The 17,867-nt window shown below is 34.2% G+C and carries 19 protein-coding genes; 6 read left to right on the top strand and 13 right to left on the bottom strand.

Going from position 1 to position 17,867, the window contains the following annotated elements; genetic code table 11:
* Window positions 1-51: 51 nt before the first annotated feature.
* From pcaF to BW939_RS03365, 12 genes are all read right to left on the bottom strand, one after another.
* Window positions 52-1,260 (bottom strand): 3-oxoadipyl-CoA thiolase, encoded by a 1,209-nt coding sequence (gene pcaF, locus BW939_RS03425; protein ID WP_076450137.1) that lies wholly within the window; start codon window positions 1,258-1,260, stop codon window positions 52-54.
* Window positions 1,261-1,356: 96 nt separating this feature from the next.
* On the bottom strand, window positions 1,357-1,770 hold the full coding sequence (locus BW939_RS03420) for a PaaI family thioesterase (RefSeq protein ID WP_076449792.1): 414 nt from the start codon (window positions 1,768-1,770) through the stop codon (window positions 1,357-1,359).
* Between the two features lie 261 nt (window positions 1,771-2,031).
* Window positions 2,032-2,256 (bottom strand): hypothetical protein, encoded by a 225-nt coding sequence (locus BW939_RS03410; protein ID WP_076449771.1) that lies wholly within the window; start codon window positions 2,254-2,256, stop codon window positions 2,032-2,034.
* A gap of 73 nt (window positions 2,257-2,329) precedes the next feature.
* Window positions 2,330-3,463, bottom strand: a complete 1,134-nt coding sequence (locus BW939_RS03405; protein ID WP_076449768.1) for a 3-hydroxyacyl-CoA dehydrogenase NAD-binding domain-containing protein — start codon at window positions 3,461-3,463, stop codon at window positions 2,330-2,332.
* Window positions 3,464-3,503: 40 nt separating this feature from the next.
* The gene (locus BW939_RS03400) at window positions 3,504-3,857 is read right to left on the bottom strand and encodes a four helix bundle protein (RefSeq protein ID WP_076449765.1); all 354 of its coding nucleotides are present in this window, start codon (window positions 3,855-3,857) and stop codon (window positions 3,504-3,506) included.
* A gap of 66 nt (window positions 3,858-3,923) precedes the next feature.
* The gene (locus tag BW939_RS03395) at window positions 3,924-4,724 is read right to left on the bottom strand and encodes an enoyl-CoA hydratase/isomerase family protein (protein ID WP_076449764.1); all 801 of its coding nucleotides are present in this window, start codon (window positions 4,722-4,724) and stop codon (window positions 3,924-3,926) included.
* A 502-nt stretch (window positions 4,725-5,226) separates the two neighbouring features.
* Window positions 5,227-5,691, bottom strand: coding sequence for a 1,2-phenylacetyl-CoA epoxidase subunit PaaD (gene paaD / locus BW939_RS03390; protein ID WP_076450135.1), 465 nt, complete (start codon window positions 5,689-5,691; stop codon window positions 5,227-5,229).
* Between the two features lie 97 nt (window positions 5,692-5,788).
* Window positions 5,789-6,538, bottom strand: coding sequence for a 1,2-phenylacetyl-CoA epoxidase subunit PaaC (gene paaC / locus BW939_RS03385; RefSeq protein ID WP_076449763.1), 750 nt, complete (start codon window positions 6,536-6,538; stop codon window positions 5,789-5,791).
* A 134-nt stretch (window positions 6,539-6,672) separates the two neighbouring features.
* The gene (gene paaB, locus BW939_RS03380; RefSeq protein WP_076449762.1) at window positions 6,673-6,954 is read right to left on the bottom strand and encodes a 1,2-phenylacetyl-CoA epoxidase subunit PaaB; all 282 of its coding nucleotides are present in this window, start codon (window positions 6,952-6,954) and stop codon (window positions 6,673-6,675) included.
* Between the two features lie 118 nt (window positions 6,955-7,072).
* Entirely contained in the window at window positions 7,073-8,011 is a 939-nt protein-coding gene (paaA, locus tag BW939_RS03375; protein ID WP_076449761.1) for a 1,2-phenylacetyl-CoA epoxidase subunit PaaA, read from the bottom strand.
* A gap of 114 nt (window positions 8,012-8,125) precedes the next feature.
* Window positions 8,126-9,211, bottom strand: coding sequence for a 2Fe-2S iron-sulfur cluster-binding protein (locus BW939_RS03370; RefSeq protein ID WP_076449760.1), 1,086 nt, complete (start codon window positions 9,209-9,211; stop codon window positions 8,126-8,128).
* A complete protein-coding gene (locus BW939_RS03365; RefSeq protein ID WP_076449759.1) occupies window positions 9,208-10,527 on the bottom strand; it encodes a phenylacetate--CoA ligase family protein in 1,320 nt (439 codons plus the stop codon). The genes BW939_RS03370 and BW939_RS03365 overlap by 4 nt, the downstream gene beginning before the upstream one ends.
* A 358-nt stretch (window positions 10,528-10,885) precedes the next feature.
* On the opposite strand from BW939_RS03365, the gene BW939_RS15690 reads away from it, so the two are divergent.
* The gene (locus tag BW939_RS15690; RefSeq protein ID WP_076449757.1) at window positions 10,886-11,065 is read left to right on the top strand and encodes an aldo/keto reductase; all 180 of its coding nucleotides are present in this window, start codon (window positions 10,886-10,888) and stop codon (window positions 11,063-11,065) included.
* Window positions 11,062-11,280 carry a hypothetical protein gene (locus BW939_RS03355; protein WP_228417094.1) on the top strand — a complete coding sequence of 73 codons (219 nt, stop codon included), beginning with the start codon at window positions 11,062-11,064 and terminating at the stop codon, window positions 11,278-11,280. The genes BW939_RS15690 and BW939_RS03355 overlap by 4 nt, the downstream gene beginning before the upstream one ends.
* A 112-nt stretch (window positions 11,281-11,392) precedes the next feature.
* On the opposite strand, the gene BW939_RS03350 is transcribed toward BW939_RS03355, so the two are convergent.
* Window positions 11,393-12,733 carry a dihydroorotase gene (locus BW939_RS03350; protein WP_076449753.1) on the bottom strand — a complete coding sequence of 447 codons (1,341 nt, stop codon included), beginning with the start codon at window positions 12,731-12,733 and terminating at the stop codon, window positions 11,393-11,395.
* A 121-nt stretch (window positions 12,734-12,854) separates the two neighbouring features.
* Between BW939_RS03350 and BW939_RS03345 the strand changes: the two genes are divergently transcribed.
* From BW939_RS03345 to BW939_RS03330, 4 genes are all read left to right on the top strand, one after another.
* Entirely contained in the window at window positions 12,855-14,309 is a 1,455-nt protein-coding gene (locus BW939_RS03345) for a lipopolysaccharide biosynthesis protein (RefSeq protein ID WP_076449751.1), read from the top strand.
* A 20-nt stretch (window positions 14,310-14,329) separates the two neighbouring features.
* Complete coding sequence (locus tag BW939_RS03340; protein ID WP_076449749.1) at window positions 14,330-15,355, top strand: sugar phosphate nucleotidyltransferase; 1,026 nt, start codon at window positions 14,330-14,332, stop codon at window positions 15,353-15,355.
* Between the two features lie 90 nt (window positions 15,356-15,445).
* Window positions 15,446-16,291, top strand: a complete 846-nt coding sequence (locus tag BW939_RS03335) for a lipoprotein insertase outer membrane protein LolB1 (protein ID WP_076449747.1) — start codon at window positions 15,446-15,448, stop codon at window positions 16,289-16,291.
* Entirely contained in the window at window positions 16,288-17,850 is a 1,563-nt protein-coding gene (locus BW939_RS03330) for a murein hydrolase activator EnvC family protein (protein ID WP_076449745.1), read from the top strand. Before BW939_RS03335 ends, BW939_RS03330 begins: the two co-directional genes overlap by 4 nt.
* Window positions 17,851-17,867 lie beyond the last annotated feature (17 nt).

Genomic DNA, 17,867 nt, shown 5'->3' with positions numbered 1-17,867 from the left:
ATTATGCGTCTTGATAGCATTTTCAAATTCTAAAATTAGCACATTTTCAAATTAAACTCTTTCAATAACCATTGCATAGCCTTGACCAACACCGATACAAAGCGTACACAACGCATATTTTTTATTTTGTTTTTGAAGTTCTAAAGCAGCAGAACCAATAATTCTCGCTCCCGAAACTCCAAGTGGATGACCGATTGCAATAGCTCCACCGTTTGGATTAATTCTTGAGTCATTATCTTGCAAACCTAAGCTTCTCGTTACGGCTAAAGATTGAGCTGCAAACGCTTCGTTCAGTTCGATAATATCCATATCTTCTAATGAAAGATTCAGTCTTTTTAATAATTTCTGAGTCGCTTCAACTGGTCCTATTCCCATAATTCTTGGTTCAACACCTGCAACAGATGAACCCAAGATTTTAGCTTTTGGTTTTAAACCATATTTTTTCACAGCTTCTTCACTTGCTAAAATAAGAGCAGCAGCACCGTCGTTCATTCCTGAAGCATTTCCAGCCGTAACTGTTCCACCTTCCTTTTTGAAAGCAGGGCGAAGTTTTCCTAAACCTTCCATTGAAGATGTTGGCTTGATAAATTCGTCTTTATCGAAAATTTTCGGTTCGCCTTTTCTTTGTGGAATTTCAACTTGTACAATTTCTTCCGCCAATCTTCCGCTTTCCTGAGCTTTTGTGGCTTTTTGTTGAGACCACAAAGCGAATTTATCCTGATCTTCACGGCTGATATTGTGCATTTCTGCTAAGTTTTCAGCGGTGTCGCCCATCGCATCAACACCGTACATTTCTTTCATTTTAGGATTTACAAATCTCCATCCGAAAGTGGTATCAAACATCTGGCTGTCTCTACCGAAAGCTGTGCTTGGTTTTGACATAACATAAGGCGAACGCGTCATTTGCTCTACTCCACCAGCGATGTAAATTTCACCTTCGCCTGAAGCAATTGAACGGAAAGCATTGGCAACCGCCGACATTCCTGAAGCACAAAGCCTGTTTACTGTTTCGCCTCCTATTTTGTACGGAAGTCCAGCCAATAAAAGTCCCATTCTTGCAACGTTTCTGTTATCTTCACCTGCTTGATTTGCGCATCCGAAAATAACGTCCTCAATTTCCTCAACAGGAACTTCAGGGTTTCTTGCAACAATTTCTTTTAAAACAATTGCCGCCAAATCATCGGCTCTCACTTCTGATAAACCTCCACTTAGTTTTGAAATGGGAGTTCTTATGTAATCTATGATGTATACGTTGTTCATAATTTTAATTTGAAAATGTGTTAATTTGAAAATTTGAAAATGAAATAAAGACATTTAAAATAATTTTCGAATTGCCTCATTTCCAAATTTTCAAATTTATAGTTCTGTTACTTTTTTTCCTATTTTATATACTGTCCCGACGAATTTGGCAATCAGTTCATTGTTTTGATTGGTAATTTTAATGTCGTAAACAGCTGTTTTTCTGGTGTCGTTTACTAAAATGCTTTCTGCTCTGAAAACATCGCCTTCTTTACCGGCTTTCGTGAAATTGATGATACAGTTGAGAGCAACCGCTGCATCTCCGGAATTGTTGGACGAAAATGCCAACGCAGAATCTGCAAAAGCAAACGTAACGCCTCCGTGAACCGTTTTAAGCCCATTAATCATTTCTTTTTTAATAGGCATTTCTATTAAACAATAATTTTCCTTTACTTCAATCATTTTGATATTCATCCATTGGGAAAAATAATCCTGATCAAACATATATTCTGCAACTTGTCTTGGGTTCATTTTTATTTTTTTATTTTTTTAAATGTTAAAACATCTTTCCAGGTGTAATCTCTGCCATCTAAAATAAAGTACATTAAAAATATTAAGATAAAATAAATGATAAAACCAGAAACATCAAAATTATCTTTCTCTTCCCAACCGAAATAATAGAAAACAAGTTTCAATAAGTAGAAAAAAACTAAAAAAATTGTAGCTCTTGCTAATGAACTCAAAAAATTTTTTAAAGTGAAAATTCTTCTAAGCATTTAGATTAAATTAAAGTTATTTTTTCTTTACAAAAAGGTTTTTAAAAAACTGCATCATTTGATTCATAAAAAGATGAGCTATAAACATCCCTACAAAATAAATCAATACAAATCCCCAACTGAACATTTTATCTTCATCGGAGGCACTAAAACGATTATCTGTTAAATAAAAAATACCTCCAACAAAAATCGCTGAAAATAATGCCATTACTAAAGACGAAATTATATTTTTCTGTGTCATAATTTTAATTTGAAAATTAATTCAATTTGAAAATGAGAAAATTAATTTTCAAATTAGCACATTTTCAAATTAACTAATTTAATTTGCGCAGCAAAGGGCTTTGTCTGTATCTATCTTCCTGATATTCTTCGTAAAGACTTTGAAGGGTTTCAGAGATTTTTGTATAACCTATTTCTTTTCCCCAAGCCAATAATCCTTTTGGATAATTCACACCTTTCTGCATGGCTAATTCTAAATCTTCGTCATTAGCAATGCCTAATCTTTTTGCTTCAACTGCTTCATTGATGAGCATTGAAATAATTCTTAAAAAGATCTGCTGATAAAGGGCATCATCTTTTACTGGTTCTGGTTTTTTTGCATCATCAGCATAATCATAAAAACCTTTTCCTGTTTTTCTGCCGTGAAGTTTGGCTTCAGACATTCTTTGCTGAAGAAGAGATGGTTTATATTTCGAATCGTAGAAATATTCTTTGTAAACCGTTGTTGTTACAGAGAAATTCACATCAACACCAATGAGATCCATTAATTCAAAAGGGCCCATTTTGAAGTTTCCGATGGTTTTCATAGCATCATCAACCTGTTCTACTGTCGCGATGTTTTCTTCAACGAGTCTCAAGCCTTCTCCATAATAAGGACGGGCGATTCTGTTGACAATAAATCCAGGAATATCTTTAGCAATCACAGGAACTTTACCCCAATCTTTCATGAGGCTGTACATTTTTTCGGCTAAAGATTTTTCTGTGAGTAAAGACGGAATAATTTCGACCAAAGGCATCAAAGGAGCTGGATTGAAAAAGTGAATTCCGATAAAACGTTCTGGTTTTTGTAGTTCTGCACCAAGAGAGGTGATAGAAATAGATGATGTATTGGAAGCAATAACACAGTTTTCAGAAACATGATTTTCTAGTTCTGTAAAAACTTTGGTTTTGATTTCTTTATTTTCGATGATAGCTTCTATGATCAATTCACAATCTTTGAAATCTTTCAGCTCGGTAGCAATAGAAATATTAGATAAAATCTCCACCATTTTTTCAGAAGAAATTTTTTGTTTATCAACCAATTTGGTCAATGTTTTTTCTAAACCTACAGTTGCCGTTTCTACTTGTTTTGCGTTGGCATCATATACCCAAACTTTGCATCCGTTGGTTGCGGCTACTTGTGCGATGCCAATCCCCATAGTTCCGGCACCGATAATTCCTATATTCATATATTTAATTTGAAAATTTGAAAATGGGCTAATTTGAAAATTATTTTAGCTTCGAACTTGAAATGATTTTTGAAAGAATCAATATAATTTCTTTTAAATCTGAGATTAATTTTTCGTTTGGAGATTTGAAAAATGGAGATTTCAAACACAGCAGAAGCCAATATTCTGTTTCATCAGCTTCTTTGGCAGCAATCTTTAATTTATGAATAAAATCTGCTTTGCCTTCTGCGTTTTGAGCCTCTCTAACATTTGCTCCAATTGAAGTTCCTGATTTGAAAATTTGATTTGCCAAAGGAAATCTTTTAGCTTCATACAAATCTTGCGAAAATTCTATAATATCCAAAGCAAAATCGAAAGTCTTGGTTACAATAATATTTTCCTTGTCATTTCTCATTTTCAAATTATACTTTAAAGTCAAAAACAATTTTCAAATTCTCAAATTAATTCATTTTCAAATTGATTATTTTCCCTTATATTCAGGTTTTCTTTTTTCTAAAAATGCACTTACACCTTCTTTAAAATCTTCTGTTTCTGCTGCTTCCTGTTGCAAATCACCTTCTAATTCCAATTGTTGTTTCAAAGTATTGTTATAAGAGTTTGCGAAGGCTTTTTTAGTTAATTTTAAACCAACAGTAGGCATATTTGAAACTTTTTCTAAAATTTCCAATGATTTTGAATTGAATTCTTCTTCAGTGAAAACCTCAGCCACCAAACCATAAGATTTAGATTCTTCAGCCGATAATTTTTTGCCTGTAAATGCTAAATAATTCGCCAATTGTCTTCCTAATAGTTTGGGCAAGAAATAAGTTCCACCCGTATCAGGAATCAACCCTATATTGGAGAATACCTGAGCAAAATATGCTTTTTCATTCGCTAAAACGAAATCACAAATCAAAGCCAACATTGCACCAGCACCAACTGCAGGACCGTTTACCAAAGCAACAACAGGCTTTTTGCAACGGGTAATTTCCAACACCAAAGGATTGTAATAATCGGTTACAATTTTTCTGATAATGTCATTATCATGATGTTCGTTACCCTGAACGAAAGCATCATCTAGGTTTTGACCAGAACAGAAAGCTCTTCCTCTTCCTGAGATCGCCACACATCTTACTGTAGGATCATCGCTGCATTCTTTAATAAAATCTTTTAAATCTCCCAAAGACGGCTTTGTAAGCGCATTCATAGTATCAGGCTGATTGAGGTAAGCGATTTTTAGTTTACCGTCAAAATGCGATTCAATATTGAGTTGTGTGTACATAGTTTTAATTTTTTAATTTGAAAATTCGGTAATTTGAAAATTTTTAATTCACTACTAATTTACTCATTTTCAAATTAGCACATTTTCAAATTGTTTAATGATATTTAAAATAATAAAAAAGGAAAATTCAGTAGTTTAAAAATTTTGATTTCACTACTAATTTACTCATTTTCAAATTAGCACATTTTCAAATTGTTTAATGATATTTAAAATAATAAAAAAGGAAAATTCAGTAGTTTAAAAATTTTGATTTCACTACTAATTTACTCATTTTCAAATTAGCACATTTTCAAATTGTTTAATGATATTTAAAATAATAAAAAAGGAAAATTCAGTAGTTTAAAAATTTTGATTTCACTACTAATTTACTCATTTTCAAATTAGCACATTTTCAAATTGTTTAATGACATTTAAAATAATAAAAAAGGAAAATTCAGTAGTTTAAAAATTTTGATTTCACTACTAGTTTACTCATTTTCAAATTAGCACATTTTCAAATTGTTTAATGACATTTAAAATAATCAAACGGCTCTAAACAATCTAAGCATTGATAAGAGGCCTTACACAATGTAGATCCGAATCTGCTGATTTGTTTGGAGTGCATCGATCCGCAACGTGGACATTTTTTCGGTTTCCCGATGTGATGTTCGTCGGCTCCTTTTTCGGGAGGTGAAATTCCGTAGACACGTAGTTTTTCTCTCGCATCATCAGTTATCCAATCTGTTGTCCATATCGGAAACATTTTGGTTACTACTTTTGCATCCCAACCGTTTTCTTTCATGATCTTGATGATATCTTCCTCAATGGTAAACATGGCGGGACAGGCAGAATAAGTCGGCGTAATCGTTATTTCACAAGAATTCTCACTCGTAACTTTCGCTTCTCTTACAATACCCAATTCCACAATATTGATTACCGGAATTTCCGGATCGGGAACTAATTCTAATATTTCTAAAGGATTTTTCATAATTAATTTGAAAATTTGAAAATTTGGGTAATTTGAAAATTTAATGCAGTCCACCATTTTCAAATTAACACATTTTCAAACTAACGCATTGAAATTTTTACCAAGTACAACCAGGATACGCTCTCTGCATATACTGTAACTCACAAAGGATAAATCCGAAATATTCTGTATGATAACCTGTTCTTGATTTTGGCTGCATGAAAGGATTTGTTGGATATTCTAGACCGAAATCTGCAAAATCTTTGGTTGTAATCGATACGAAATCCTCGTACAAAGCATCACTATTCGGAGCAACGTTTAAAGCAATTAAATCATCTTCACCTTCCGTTTTTGCGAATAAACCTTTCGTGTATTCCCAGATATTTTCGATTGATCTTTCAAGACGCATTTTGCTTTCTTCTGTTCCCTGTCCGAAAATTTTCATCCACGAGGCGGCGTGAGTGTAATGGTATCTTACTTCTTTTAAAGATTTTTGAGCGATGGCAGAAAGTTCTTCGTCTGTTGAATTTGACAGAGCTTCGTACATCAATTTCTGATATACAGCGAAAACATAGACTTTAAGAATCGTTTGTGCATAATCTTCATTCGGCAGTTCCGGCAAGTGTGCATTTACATATTCATGTTCGTATCTTAAAAACGCCAAATCATCTTCACTTTTGCCGTTATCTGCAACTCTTGAAGCGTAAACATAGAAGTTATTCGCCTGACCTAATTGATCTAATGCAATATTGGTTAAAGCAATATCTTCTTCCAGATAAGGACCTTCACCGCACCACGCAGACAATCGCTGTCCCATAATGAAACTGTCGTCTGCTAGTTTTAATAAATAATTATATAATGGGTTCATTATTTTTAAATTTGAGAATTTGAAAATTAGTTAATTTGAAAATTGAGTGACTGCTTTAGTTGAAATTTTAGATTAATTAACGTCGTTAAGGTCATTTCCAAATTTTCAAATTAGCACATTTTCAAATTATTAATCTACATATTTTTCACATCGTTAGGAATATCGTAGAACGTTGGGTGACGGTACAATTTGTCATCAGCTGGATCAAAGAATGCTTCTTTATCAATTCCTTCTGAAGTCACAATATATTTACTTGGAACTACCCAAACAGAAGTTCCCTCTTTTCTTCTTGTATAAACGTCTCTTGCGTTCTGCAAAGCCATTTCTGCTGTTGGCGCCTGTACAATTCCAACGTGTTTGTGAGATAATCCCGGTTTAGTCTGAATAAACACTTCCCACACATCTAAATTTGCCATAATTCAATTTGAAAATTTGAAAATTAGTTAATTTGAAAATTTGAGAATTAGGCAATTTGAAAATTAAAACACAATGATGGTATTTTCAAATTAGCACATTTTCAAATTAGCACATTATTTATATTACTTCTTTTTGTTGTTTTTCTGCAAAAGCAATCGCCGCTTCTTTTACCCAAAGGTTTTCCTGTTGCGCTTTTACTTTTGTCTGTAATCTTTTTTTGTTACAAGGACCGTTTCCTTTTAAGATTTCCATGAATTCATCCCAAGGAAGCTCTCCGAAATCGTAGTGTTGTCTTTCCTCATTCCATTTAAGATCTTTATCAGGAACCGTTAATCCTAAGAATTCAGCCTGAGAAACCGTAACGTCGATAAACCGCTGACGAAGACTGTCGTTACTTTCTCTTTTTACTCTGTAATTCATAGAGATTTTAGAGTTGGGTGAACTGTCGTCATTTGGACCAAACATCATCAAAGCCGGCCACCAAAAACGGTTTAGTGAAGCTTGAGCCATTTCTTTCTGTTGTTTTGTACCACGGCAAAGTGCCATTAAAATCTCATAACCCTGTCTTTGGTGGAAAGATTCTTCTTTACAGATTTTCACCATCGCTCTCGAATAAGGACCATAAGAATTTCCCATCAACATTACCTGATTCATAATTGCAGCTCCATCAACCAACCAACCGATGGCACCAATATCTGCCCAGCTCAAGGTAGGATAATTGAAAATACTTGAATATTTCGCTTTTCCTTCCAACATATCTTCGTAGGTAGCATCTCTGTCGGCTCTGATAGTTCCGTTTCCTAAAGTTTCGGTAGCAGAATACAGGTATAAACCGTGGCCTGCTTCATCCTGAACTTTAGCTAAAAGCGCCATTTTTCTTCTTAATGAAGGCGCTCTGGAAACCCAGTTAGCTTCTGGCAACATCCCGACAATTTCAGAATGTGCGTGCTGTGAAATCTGACGAACCAATAATTTTCTGTAATCATCGGGCATCACATCTTTTGGTTCAACTTTATTTTCGTCGTGTACGTATTGTACGAATTTTTCTAAGTCCATCTTTTTTGAATTTGAAAATTAAATAATTTGAGAATTTGAGAATTTGGCAATTTGAAAATTAAAACACGATAATGGCATTTTCAAATTAGCACATTTTCTCATTTTCAAATTGTCTTAAACATCATAATTTAACATCACCACATTCGTTGTCGGGTGACACTGGCAAGTCAGAACAAAACCTCTGGCTACTTCGTCTTCGGTAAGTGCGAAATTTTTCTCCATGAAAACTTCTCCTTCGAGAACTTCCGCTTTACACGTACAACAAACTCCTCCTTTGCAAGCGAAAGGTACAGGGAGATTGTCTTTCAATGCTTTATCTAAGATACTCTCTTTTTTTGAATTAAGGTGGAACGAATATTCATCATCATCAATAATGACCGTAACCATACTCTCGATATTGGCAATTGCTTTGAATTCATCGCTCATTTCTGCAGAATCTTCTTCGTCGGGCGCTGAAAAATATTCAAACAAAACCTGAATCGCAGGAACTTTCTTCTCTTTTTTCAAATAATCAGAAATCCCTTTGATCATATCAGAAGGTCCGCAAATAAAATAAGTGGCTTCCTTAACGTCTATGTCTGTATATCTTTCAAATAAATGATCTAATTTTTCAGGGGAAATTCTTCCTTCAAAAATCGGGTCTTCGTGTTTTTCACGGCTTACCAGATAAACCACTTTCAGTCTTCCGTTGAACTGCTCTACCAATTGATCGATTTCAGCTTTTTTCATCACATGATTCATGCTTCTGTTGCTGTAAAAAAGATAGGCGTTTGAATTCGGTTCCTGATAAAGACTTTCCTTCAGATTAGAAAGAATCGGGCTGATTCCGCTTCCTGCTGCTAATCCCACATACGTTTTTGTATTGCTTGGATGATAAGAAGTATTAAAACCACCCATCGGAGGCATAACTTCCAACAACTCATCCATGTGTAGATGCTCATTGAAGTAGCCGGAAACTTTTCCGTTTTCTAAAAGCTTTACCAAAACTTCCAGCGTATTGCTTTTTTCGCTTGGTGCATTGCAAATCGAGTATGAACGGCGCTCTTCGTTTCCGTTTACCATTAATCTAAAATTCAGATACTGCCCTTGCTTGAATCTGAATTTATCTTTCAGCTCCTCAGGAATTTCTAATGCTACATTCACTGCATCATTGGTATCTTTCTGAACTTTTACAGTTTTTAATTTATAAAATGAATTCATTTTGTCTTTAATATTCTATTAATTTTTCCGCCTTCGCACTTCGGCAAACTGTTTTGAGTATGAATTTTCACTTTCGTAGTAATTCCCACTCGTTTTTTTATTTCGTTTTCGATGTTTTTACCAAAATTTCCTACGAAATTAAGATATTCATCCGAATTTTTATTTAAATTTTCTGAAGCCACCAATTCATCATCAATTTCTACGTCAATATCAAGCGCCACACACATCTGTTCCTTCTGGATTGGGGTAAGATAATAATTCGGAACGACACCTTTTATATGAGAAAAAGCTTCCTCAATCTGACTCGGATATACATTGACACCTCTCACAATAAGCATATCATCTGCTCTGCCCAAAATCGGTTTCATTTTAACCATCGTTCTTTTGGCATTTTCGTCGTAATATAAACTTGTAATATCATTGGTCCAATAACGAAGGAGAGGCATTGCTTTTTTTGTTAAAGTGGTAATCACCAAAACACCTTCTTCACCGTAAGGAAGCGGTTCTTTGGTAATTGGGTCTAAAATTTCAGGATAGAAATGATCTTCCCAAATGTAAGCGCCACCTTTTTCCTCAAAATCTTCCATCGAAACTCCAGGACCGATAATTTCACTTAAGCCATAAATATTGGTTGCGTGAACGCCCAATCTTTCTTCTACATGAAGTCTGATCAATTCCGTCCAAGGTTCTGAGCCTAAAACGGCATATTTTAAACTGATTTCGTCTGCCGAGATTCCTCTTTTAGCAAATTCATCAGCGATTGTTAAAGCATAAGACGGTGAGCAACAGATAACTTCCGGTTTAAAATCCATGATTAAATCTACTTGTCTTGCAGTCATCCCTCCAGAAATAGGGAGAACACTCATTCCTAGTTTTTCTGCTCCGTAATGAAGACCAAGTCCGCCCGTGAAAATTCCGTAACCATAAGCATTATGCAGCTGCATACCTGGTTTTGCTCCCGCTGCATTCAAAGATCTTGCTACTACTTCACTGAATAAATCAACATCTTCTTTTGTATATCCTACTACTGTTGGTTTCCCTGTTGTACCGCTTGAACAGTGAATTCTCTGCAATTCATTCTTCGGAACCGTAAATAATCCAAAAGGATAATTATCTCTTAAGTCTTGTTTGTAGGTAATAGGAAGTTTTGAAATATCTTCAATGGAAGAAATACTTTTGGAAGAAACACCATATTCTCGAAATTTACTCTTATAAAATTCTGACTTATCTTCTAGATAAATCATTAAATCGTTCAATCTCCTAGATTGCAAATCTCGTAATTCACTCAATTTCAAGTATTCAACACCAAACTCCATTACTAACTAACATTTGTTAGGTAAAATTAAAAAGAAATTTTCAGCTGACAAAAAAATTAATGATTTTTATCATATTTTGAATGGTTCTAAATAGCTTTCAATTATTATTCATTTTAAAAAACTATAAACGTGATTTGCATACGACAATCGTGATTTTGCAAACATCCGCTTGTTTATTTCTGCCGAATTTTGCTTCATTAAAATCTACAATATGAAACTCAATCATGTGAAATTAGGAAATCAAGGTCTCATCATTCCGAATATCGGTTTGTGATGTATGGGAATGACTGGTTTTGGCAATGCAGATGTGTATGGCAAAATAGACGAACAGGAAGCTATTGCCACTATTTAGCGTTCTTTGGAATTGGGTGGTAATTTTCTCGACACGGCAGATGTATACGAACCTTTCACTAATGAACGATTAACAACCAAAGCTATTGAAGGCAAACGTAACCACTACATCTTAGCTACGAAATTCGGTTGTAAAACTGATGACAACGAGCAGGTTACCTGGAAAATCAATATCAGTTATTGGTGAAATTTGAGAAGTTTGTGAATGAATATTTTGATAAAAATTCGTCTGAAAAAAGACTTTCAACTGTTCATCAAATTGCTGAAGCGATGAGTTTTTCGCCCAATTATTTAAGTGATCTTTTGAGAATTCACACGGGACAGAATACGCAACAGCATATCCACGAGAAGCTTATCATAAAAGCAAAAGAGAAGCTTTCTGCTACAGATTTTCACAGATGATTGCGCTTAAAAATCTATAAACGAAAATTATGTTTTGTCTAAAGCCAAGTTTGCTCATCTAAAAGAAGCGGACTAAAGCCCGCTCCTATTGCTATAATTATTTGTTTATAATTTATTCTTGAACTTCAAAAAGCAAACGCTCTCCGAATTTTTTTTCATTCAAATTTCCGTTATCATAAACTAGATTTCCGTTGACGAAAGTGTGGGTTACTTTAGAATGAAATACGGTTCCTTCTAGTGGACTCCATCCACATTTATACAATATATTTTCTTTTGCAACCGTCCATTTTTCATTTAAATCTACCAAAACCAAATCGGCTTTGTATCCTTCTCTCACAAAACCTCTTTTTTCTACTCTGAAAAGAACAGCAGGATTGTGGCACATTTTTTCCACGATTTTTTCTAAGCTAATTTTTCCTTTTCTAAAATTCTCCAGCATCACCACCAAAGAATGTTGTACCAAAGGCGCACCAGAAGGGCATTTTGTGTAAACATTTTGTTTTTCTTCCCAAGTGTGAGGCGCGTGGTCTGTGGCAATCACATCAATTCTGTCATCCAGCAAAGCTTCCCAAAGTCCGTCTTTATCTTTTTGCGTCTTTACCGCAGGATTCCACTTGATTAATCCTCCTTTTGTATCGTAATCTTCATTGGTGAAAGTTAAATGATGAACACAAACTTCTGCCGTTATTTTTTTATCTTTTAAAGGAATATCATTTCGGAAGAGTTCCATCTCCTTCGCTGTAGAAAGATGGAAAACGTGTAGTCTGGCTCCTGTTTTTTTTGCTAACTCAACTGCTTTTGAAGAAGATGTAAAACAAGCTTCCTCACTTCTTATTAAATGATGAAATTTCACCGGAATATCTTCACCATATTCATCCAGATATTTTTGCGTATTTTCTCTAATTGTAGCTTCATCTTCGCAGTGTACAGCAATGAGCATTTTTGTATTACTGAAAATATTTTCCAGCGTTCCAGGATTATCAACCAACATATTTCCTGTAGATGAGCCTAAAAACAACTTGATTCCGGGAACATTTCTAGGGTTTGTTTTTAAAATCTCTTCTAAATTATCATTGGTTCCGCCCATCATAAATCCGTAATTGGCGTATGCTTTCTGAGAACCAATTTCATATTTTTGAGCCAATAATTCCTGAGTTACAGCATTAGGAACGGTGTTGGGTTGGTCTATAAAACTTGTAATTCCTCCCGCAATAGCAGCTTTTGATTCGGATTCAATATTGCCTTTATGAGTTAATCCCGGTTCGCGGAAATGGACTTGATCATCAATCACTCCAGGCAAAAGATACTTTCCGGCGGCATCGATGATTTGGTCAACATTCTCTTCAGAAATATTTTTTGAAATGATTGAAATCAAATCATTTTCAATCAGAATATCACTTTGGAAAACCAAATTTTCATTAACTATTTGGGCGTTTTTTATTAGAATTTTCATTTTTACTTTTTATATATGAGATTGAGATTGCGCAAATTTAATATTTTCAAAAGTGATTTTTAGATATCAATAAGAAAATTATGATTTCTAATATTTACATTTGCATTTTAAAAACCAGAATTTGTATAAAAAATTATTTGGACAAACCGCTGTATACGGTCTGAGTTCAGTTTTAGTAAGGATTTTCCCTTTCCTGATTGCGCCCATCGTAACCAATGCATTTGGGCCGTCAGCATCATCACCTTTCGTAGATTGGTATTCGATTGCCGGTGTGATTACAGTTTTCCTTACACACGGGATGGAAACGTCATTTTTCAGGTTTGCCCAGGAAAAAGAAATTGATAAGAAAACGCTGGTTTCCACCTGCTCACTTAGCATTTTGACGACAGGGTTTATTTATTTAATACTTGGATATGTTTTCAGACAAGATTTAGCTAATGCTTTTGAAACTCCGGATCAGGTTAATTATCTTGTGATGTTTCTTTTCATCTTGTCTTTTGATGCGTTTTCTACAATTCCTTCGGCCGTTTTGAGACTAGAAGGAAAACCGGTGCTGTATACACTTTCAAAAGTTGTTGGAGCTGTAGTTTATTACCTCTTGGTGTTTTTCTTTATAGAAATTCTTCCTGAGTATCCTGGTGGTATTTTAGGTTTAAAGTATGATCCCGAAATTGGCGTGGGCTATGTATTCATTGCTAATCTTGTTCAAAGCATCATCACTTTAACCATTGTTTCTAAGGAATTTGTGAATTTCAGTTTCAGAAAATTCAATTTTACTCTTTGGAAAAGAATTATGAATTACTCATGGCCTGTAATGATTGCAGGATTAGCTGGAGTTGTAAACCAAACTTTAGACCGACAGTTTCTGAAATTTCTTCTTCCCAACGATCAAGCAAAGCATCAAATTGGTGTGTATGGAGGTGCTTATAAAATCGCAACTTTTATTACAGTCTTCAGGCAAGCCTATCAATTAGGAATAGAACCTTACTTTTTCTCTAGTTTTAAAGATAAAAACAATCACAAAACCTATGCTTTGTTGATGGATGTTTTTGTAATATGCAATTGCCTTATTTTTACAGGATTAATGGTCAACCTGCAGTGGATTTCAGAAAAATACCTTAAGAATCCGCTGTATTTTGAAGGGATTGAAATTATTCCATTCGTAATGCTAGGAGCTTTGTTTTTAGGGATTTATCTTAATCTTTCAATTTGGTACAAATTATCTGATCAAACGAGAGTGGGGCTGTATATCTCTTTAATAGGGGCCGCAATTACTATTCTCATCAACTTTTTATTCATTCCAAAATTTGGTTATTGGGCAAGTGCCATTGCAGCTCTCACTACATATGGAAGTATGATGGTAATTTCTTACATTTGGGGCAGAATTCAATATCCTATACATTATAATATTAAAAAAATCGTGCTTTACATTACGTTTTCTATAATCATTTCAATGCTTTCGTTTTATCAATTTAGAGAAAACTATATTATCGGAAACGCATTTCTTTTATCCCTAATTGCAATCATAGGATATACAGAACGATTTACCTTAAAGAAAATTATCAGAAAAAATTAAAATATAATACAAACAGAAACATGAAAATAATAGTTCCTATGGCTGGTCGTGGATCAAGACTTCGCCCACATACCTTAACTGTTCCTAAACCTTTAATTCCTATTGCAGGAAAACCTATAGTACAAAGATTAGTAGAAGACATCGCTAAAGTTGCCGGTGAGAAAATAGAAGAAGTAGCCTTCATTATAGGAGACTTTGGTGCTGAAATTGAAAAATCTCTTTTAGAAATTGCAGAGAAATTGGGTGCAAAAGGAAGTATATACCATCAATTGGAACCGCTCGGGACTGCTCATTCACTAAAATGTGCAGAAGCATCAATGGAAGGAAATGTTGTGATTGCTTATGCAGATACATTATTCCGTGCAGATTTTATTTTAGATAAAAATGCCGACGGTGTGATTTGGGTAAAAAGTGTAGAAGATCCTTCTGCCTTTGGTGTGGTAAAATTAGATAACTACGGTTTTATTACAGATTTTGTAGAAAAACCAACAGAATTTGTGTCTGATCTTGCAATTATTGGTATCTACTATTTCAATTCTGCAGAAAAATTGATGGAAGAGATCAATTACATCATGGATAATAATATTAAAAATGGTGGAGAATATCAACTAACCACAGCTTTGGAAAACCTTAGAGCAAAAGGCGGAAAATTCAGTTTAGGAAAAGTAAACGATTGGATGGATTGCGGAAACAAAAACGCAACAGTAGAAACAAATTCGAAAATTCTTGAATACGAAAGAGAAGCCATGTCTCACTTTCCCGCTTCTGCTAAAATTGAAAATTCTTTGATTATTCAACCATGCTTTATTGGTGAAAATGTAAAAATTTCAAACTCAAAAATCGGGCCTGGTGTTTCATTGGGAAATAATACCGAAGTTGTGAATTCAAATATTGAAAATTCTTTAATTCAAGAAAATACCAAAATAAACCATGGTAATCTTTCTAATTCTATGATTGGCAATTCTGCACAATATTTTGGGGTAGCAAGAGAAATATCTTTGGGAGATTTTTCAGTTTTAGATTTTTCTCCTAGTAAGTCATTTTAAATTATTATCTTTAAATAAATAATCAACGAACCACACAAAAGATCTTGTGTGGTTTGGCGTTAATATTGCAAAGTTTTAGCAAATTTCAATATGAAAAAGTGGATTCCTTTAATCATTCTTACCCTCTTAGTTCTCAGCTGTAAATCCAGAAAAGCATCTGGAAATGATGAGCAGAGCGCAGATAGCCTTGTTGTGAGAAACAGCGACTCAAACGAGCCAATTGATACAGGTAAAAATGTAGCAGACAGACTCAATTTTTATGAAAAAATCTATTTACATGAAAATTTTGAGTTTCTAAAAATTTACAGCAAAATTACTGCCGATAATATACGCGTGAGCCCATTAGATGCCATTATTTATATTGAAACTGATAAAAAAATATGGTCTAAAATTGATTTTATAGTTTTTAACGCTGCTCGAGCTTTAATCTCGCCAGACGGAATCAAAGCAATGGATAAATACAATAAAAACTATATCGATTCTGATTTTGAATATCTAAATAATCTTCTCAATGTTCATTTTTTTGATTACAAAAATCTCGAAAAACTTTTGGTTGGCCGTACGTTTTTTACACTCAGCAACAAAAATGCAAAAATCACCAAAAACATGGAAGGTTACCAAATGGAATCTATTTCAAACCTGAAATTTACAACAGAAAATGGAGAACGAGAATACAAACTAAACCTTCAGTATTCTGAAGATTATAATTTAGAAGATTTAAAATTAAAAGATGTGAAATCCGATGATGCGATAGAAATCGTATATTCTAATTGGGAAACACAACCCAACAATGTAAAACTTCCAAAGAATGTTAAAATAATTATAAAAGGAAGCAAAAACAGCCAGATTTTGATAGAAAATACGAATTTTGTTTTTTCTAGGATGGATACTCCATATTCAGTACCATCTAGTTATAAGAAAATTGAAATCAAATGATTAAAAGAATCAGCCTTATACTGAGCATCTTACTCTTCGGATTAGGAAATGCCCAGAAAAACAAAGAGCAATTGCAGAAAGAAAATGCAGAATTAAAAAAACAGATTGCTCAAATTAATTCAGATTTGGCAAAAACCAGAAATGAGTCTAAATTATCAGTATCTTATCTTACCAATGTAAACCAAAAATTAGCTCTCAGAGAGAAAGTTTTTAATAATACTCAAAAAGAAAAAAGATTTATAGACAACGAAATTTATCTACGTCAGCTAGAAATCAACAGACAAAACAAGGAACTTTCAGTTTTAAGAAAAAATTATTCTGAAGTTTTAGTGAATGCATACAAGAACAAAGGTGTTCAAAATAAAGTTACTTTTATTCTTTCATCAAAAAATCTTGGACAAGCTTTACGAAGAATTCAATATATAAAGCAGTATGGCGACTATCAAGATAAAAAGGCAGCAGAAATTACCAATGCCGCAGTAGAATTAAAAAAATCTGTAGAGTACAAAAAAAGATCTGCTACTGCAAAAGAAAATCTTTTGGTTAATCAGAAAAAAGACCTTCTTACAATAGACGTTGAAAGAAAACAAAAAGAGCAATTGGTTGCCGAATTTAAGAAAAATGAAGGAAAACTGAGCGCAGATTTAAAACAAAAACAAGTTCGCTCAAAAGCACTCGAAGGACAAATAAGAGCTATTATTGCTGAAGAAATACGAATTGCCAAAGCTGAGGAAGAATCTCGTAAAAAAGCAGAAGCAGAGAAGATACGTTTAGCAAAATTAGCAGCAGAAAGAGAAAAACTAAGAATTGACGCTGAAAACAAAGCGCGAGCGGACGCTTTGGAAAAGGAAAGAAAAATTGCCGAAGCCGAAGTTAAAAAAGCCGCTGAACTTTCTGCAAAACGTGCAGAGGAAGACAGAAAACGTACTGCTGATGCAGCAAAAGCAGAAGCGAGCGCAAGAGATGAAGAAAGAAGATTAGCTGCTAAAAAAGCCTTAGACGAAGCAAACGAAAATGCAAGAGAAGCTGCTAACAAACTGAAAGCTGCTCGTGATGCCGAAAGTGCTTTAGCAAAGAAAACAGACAATGAAAAAAAGGCGGCTGAAACAAAAGCATATACCAACTTTGGTGTTTCATCAGGCCTTGCAGGAAATAATTTTGCTGAAAACAGAGGTAAAATGGGATTTCCGGTTGATAAAGGACAAGTGACTCACAAATTCGGAACATGGCCACATCCTGTTTTCAAAAATATAAAAGAAGAAAATAGCGGAATAAAAATTTCTGTACCTGCAGGTTCAAGAGCTAAAGCTGTCTTCCCTGGAAGTGTAAATTCTGTAATTGCCAATAACGACGGTACTAAAACAGTGATTGTAAAGCACGGTGCTTACTTTACAATTTATTCAAATCTTTCAAGTGTGAGTGTTTCAAAAGGTCAGCAGGTATCTGCGGGATCTTCGGTAGGAGCAGTTGGTCAGGATTTTGATGGTGCTTATACACTTGACTTTCAGGTTTGGAACGGTACGACACCGGTAGATCCATTAGGTTGGATTTCGTATTAAAAAATAATTTAACTTTG

The organism is Chryseobacterium piscicola (assembly GCF_900156685.1).
Classification (GTDB): Bacteria; Bacteroidota; Bacteroidia; order Flavobacteriales; family Weeksellaceae; genus Chryseobacterium; species Chryseobacterium piscicola.
The sequence above is the reverse complement of the archived record's forward strand: the minus strand, read 5'-3'. Positions and strand labels throughout refer to the sequence as shown.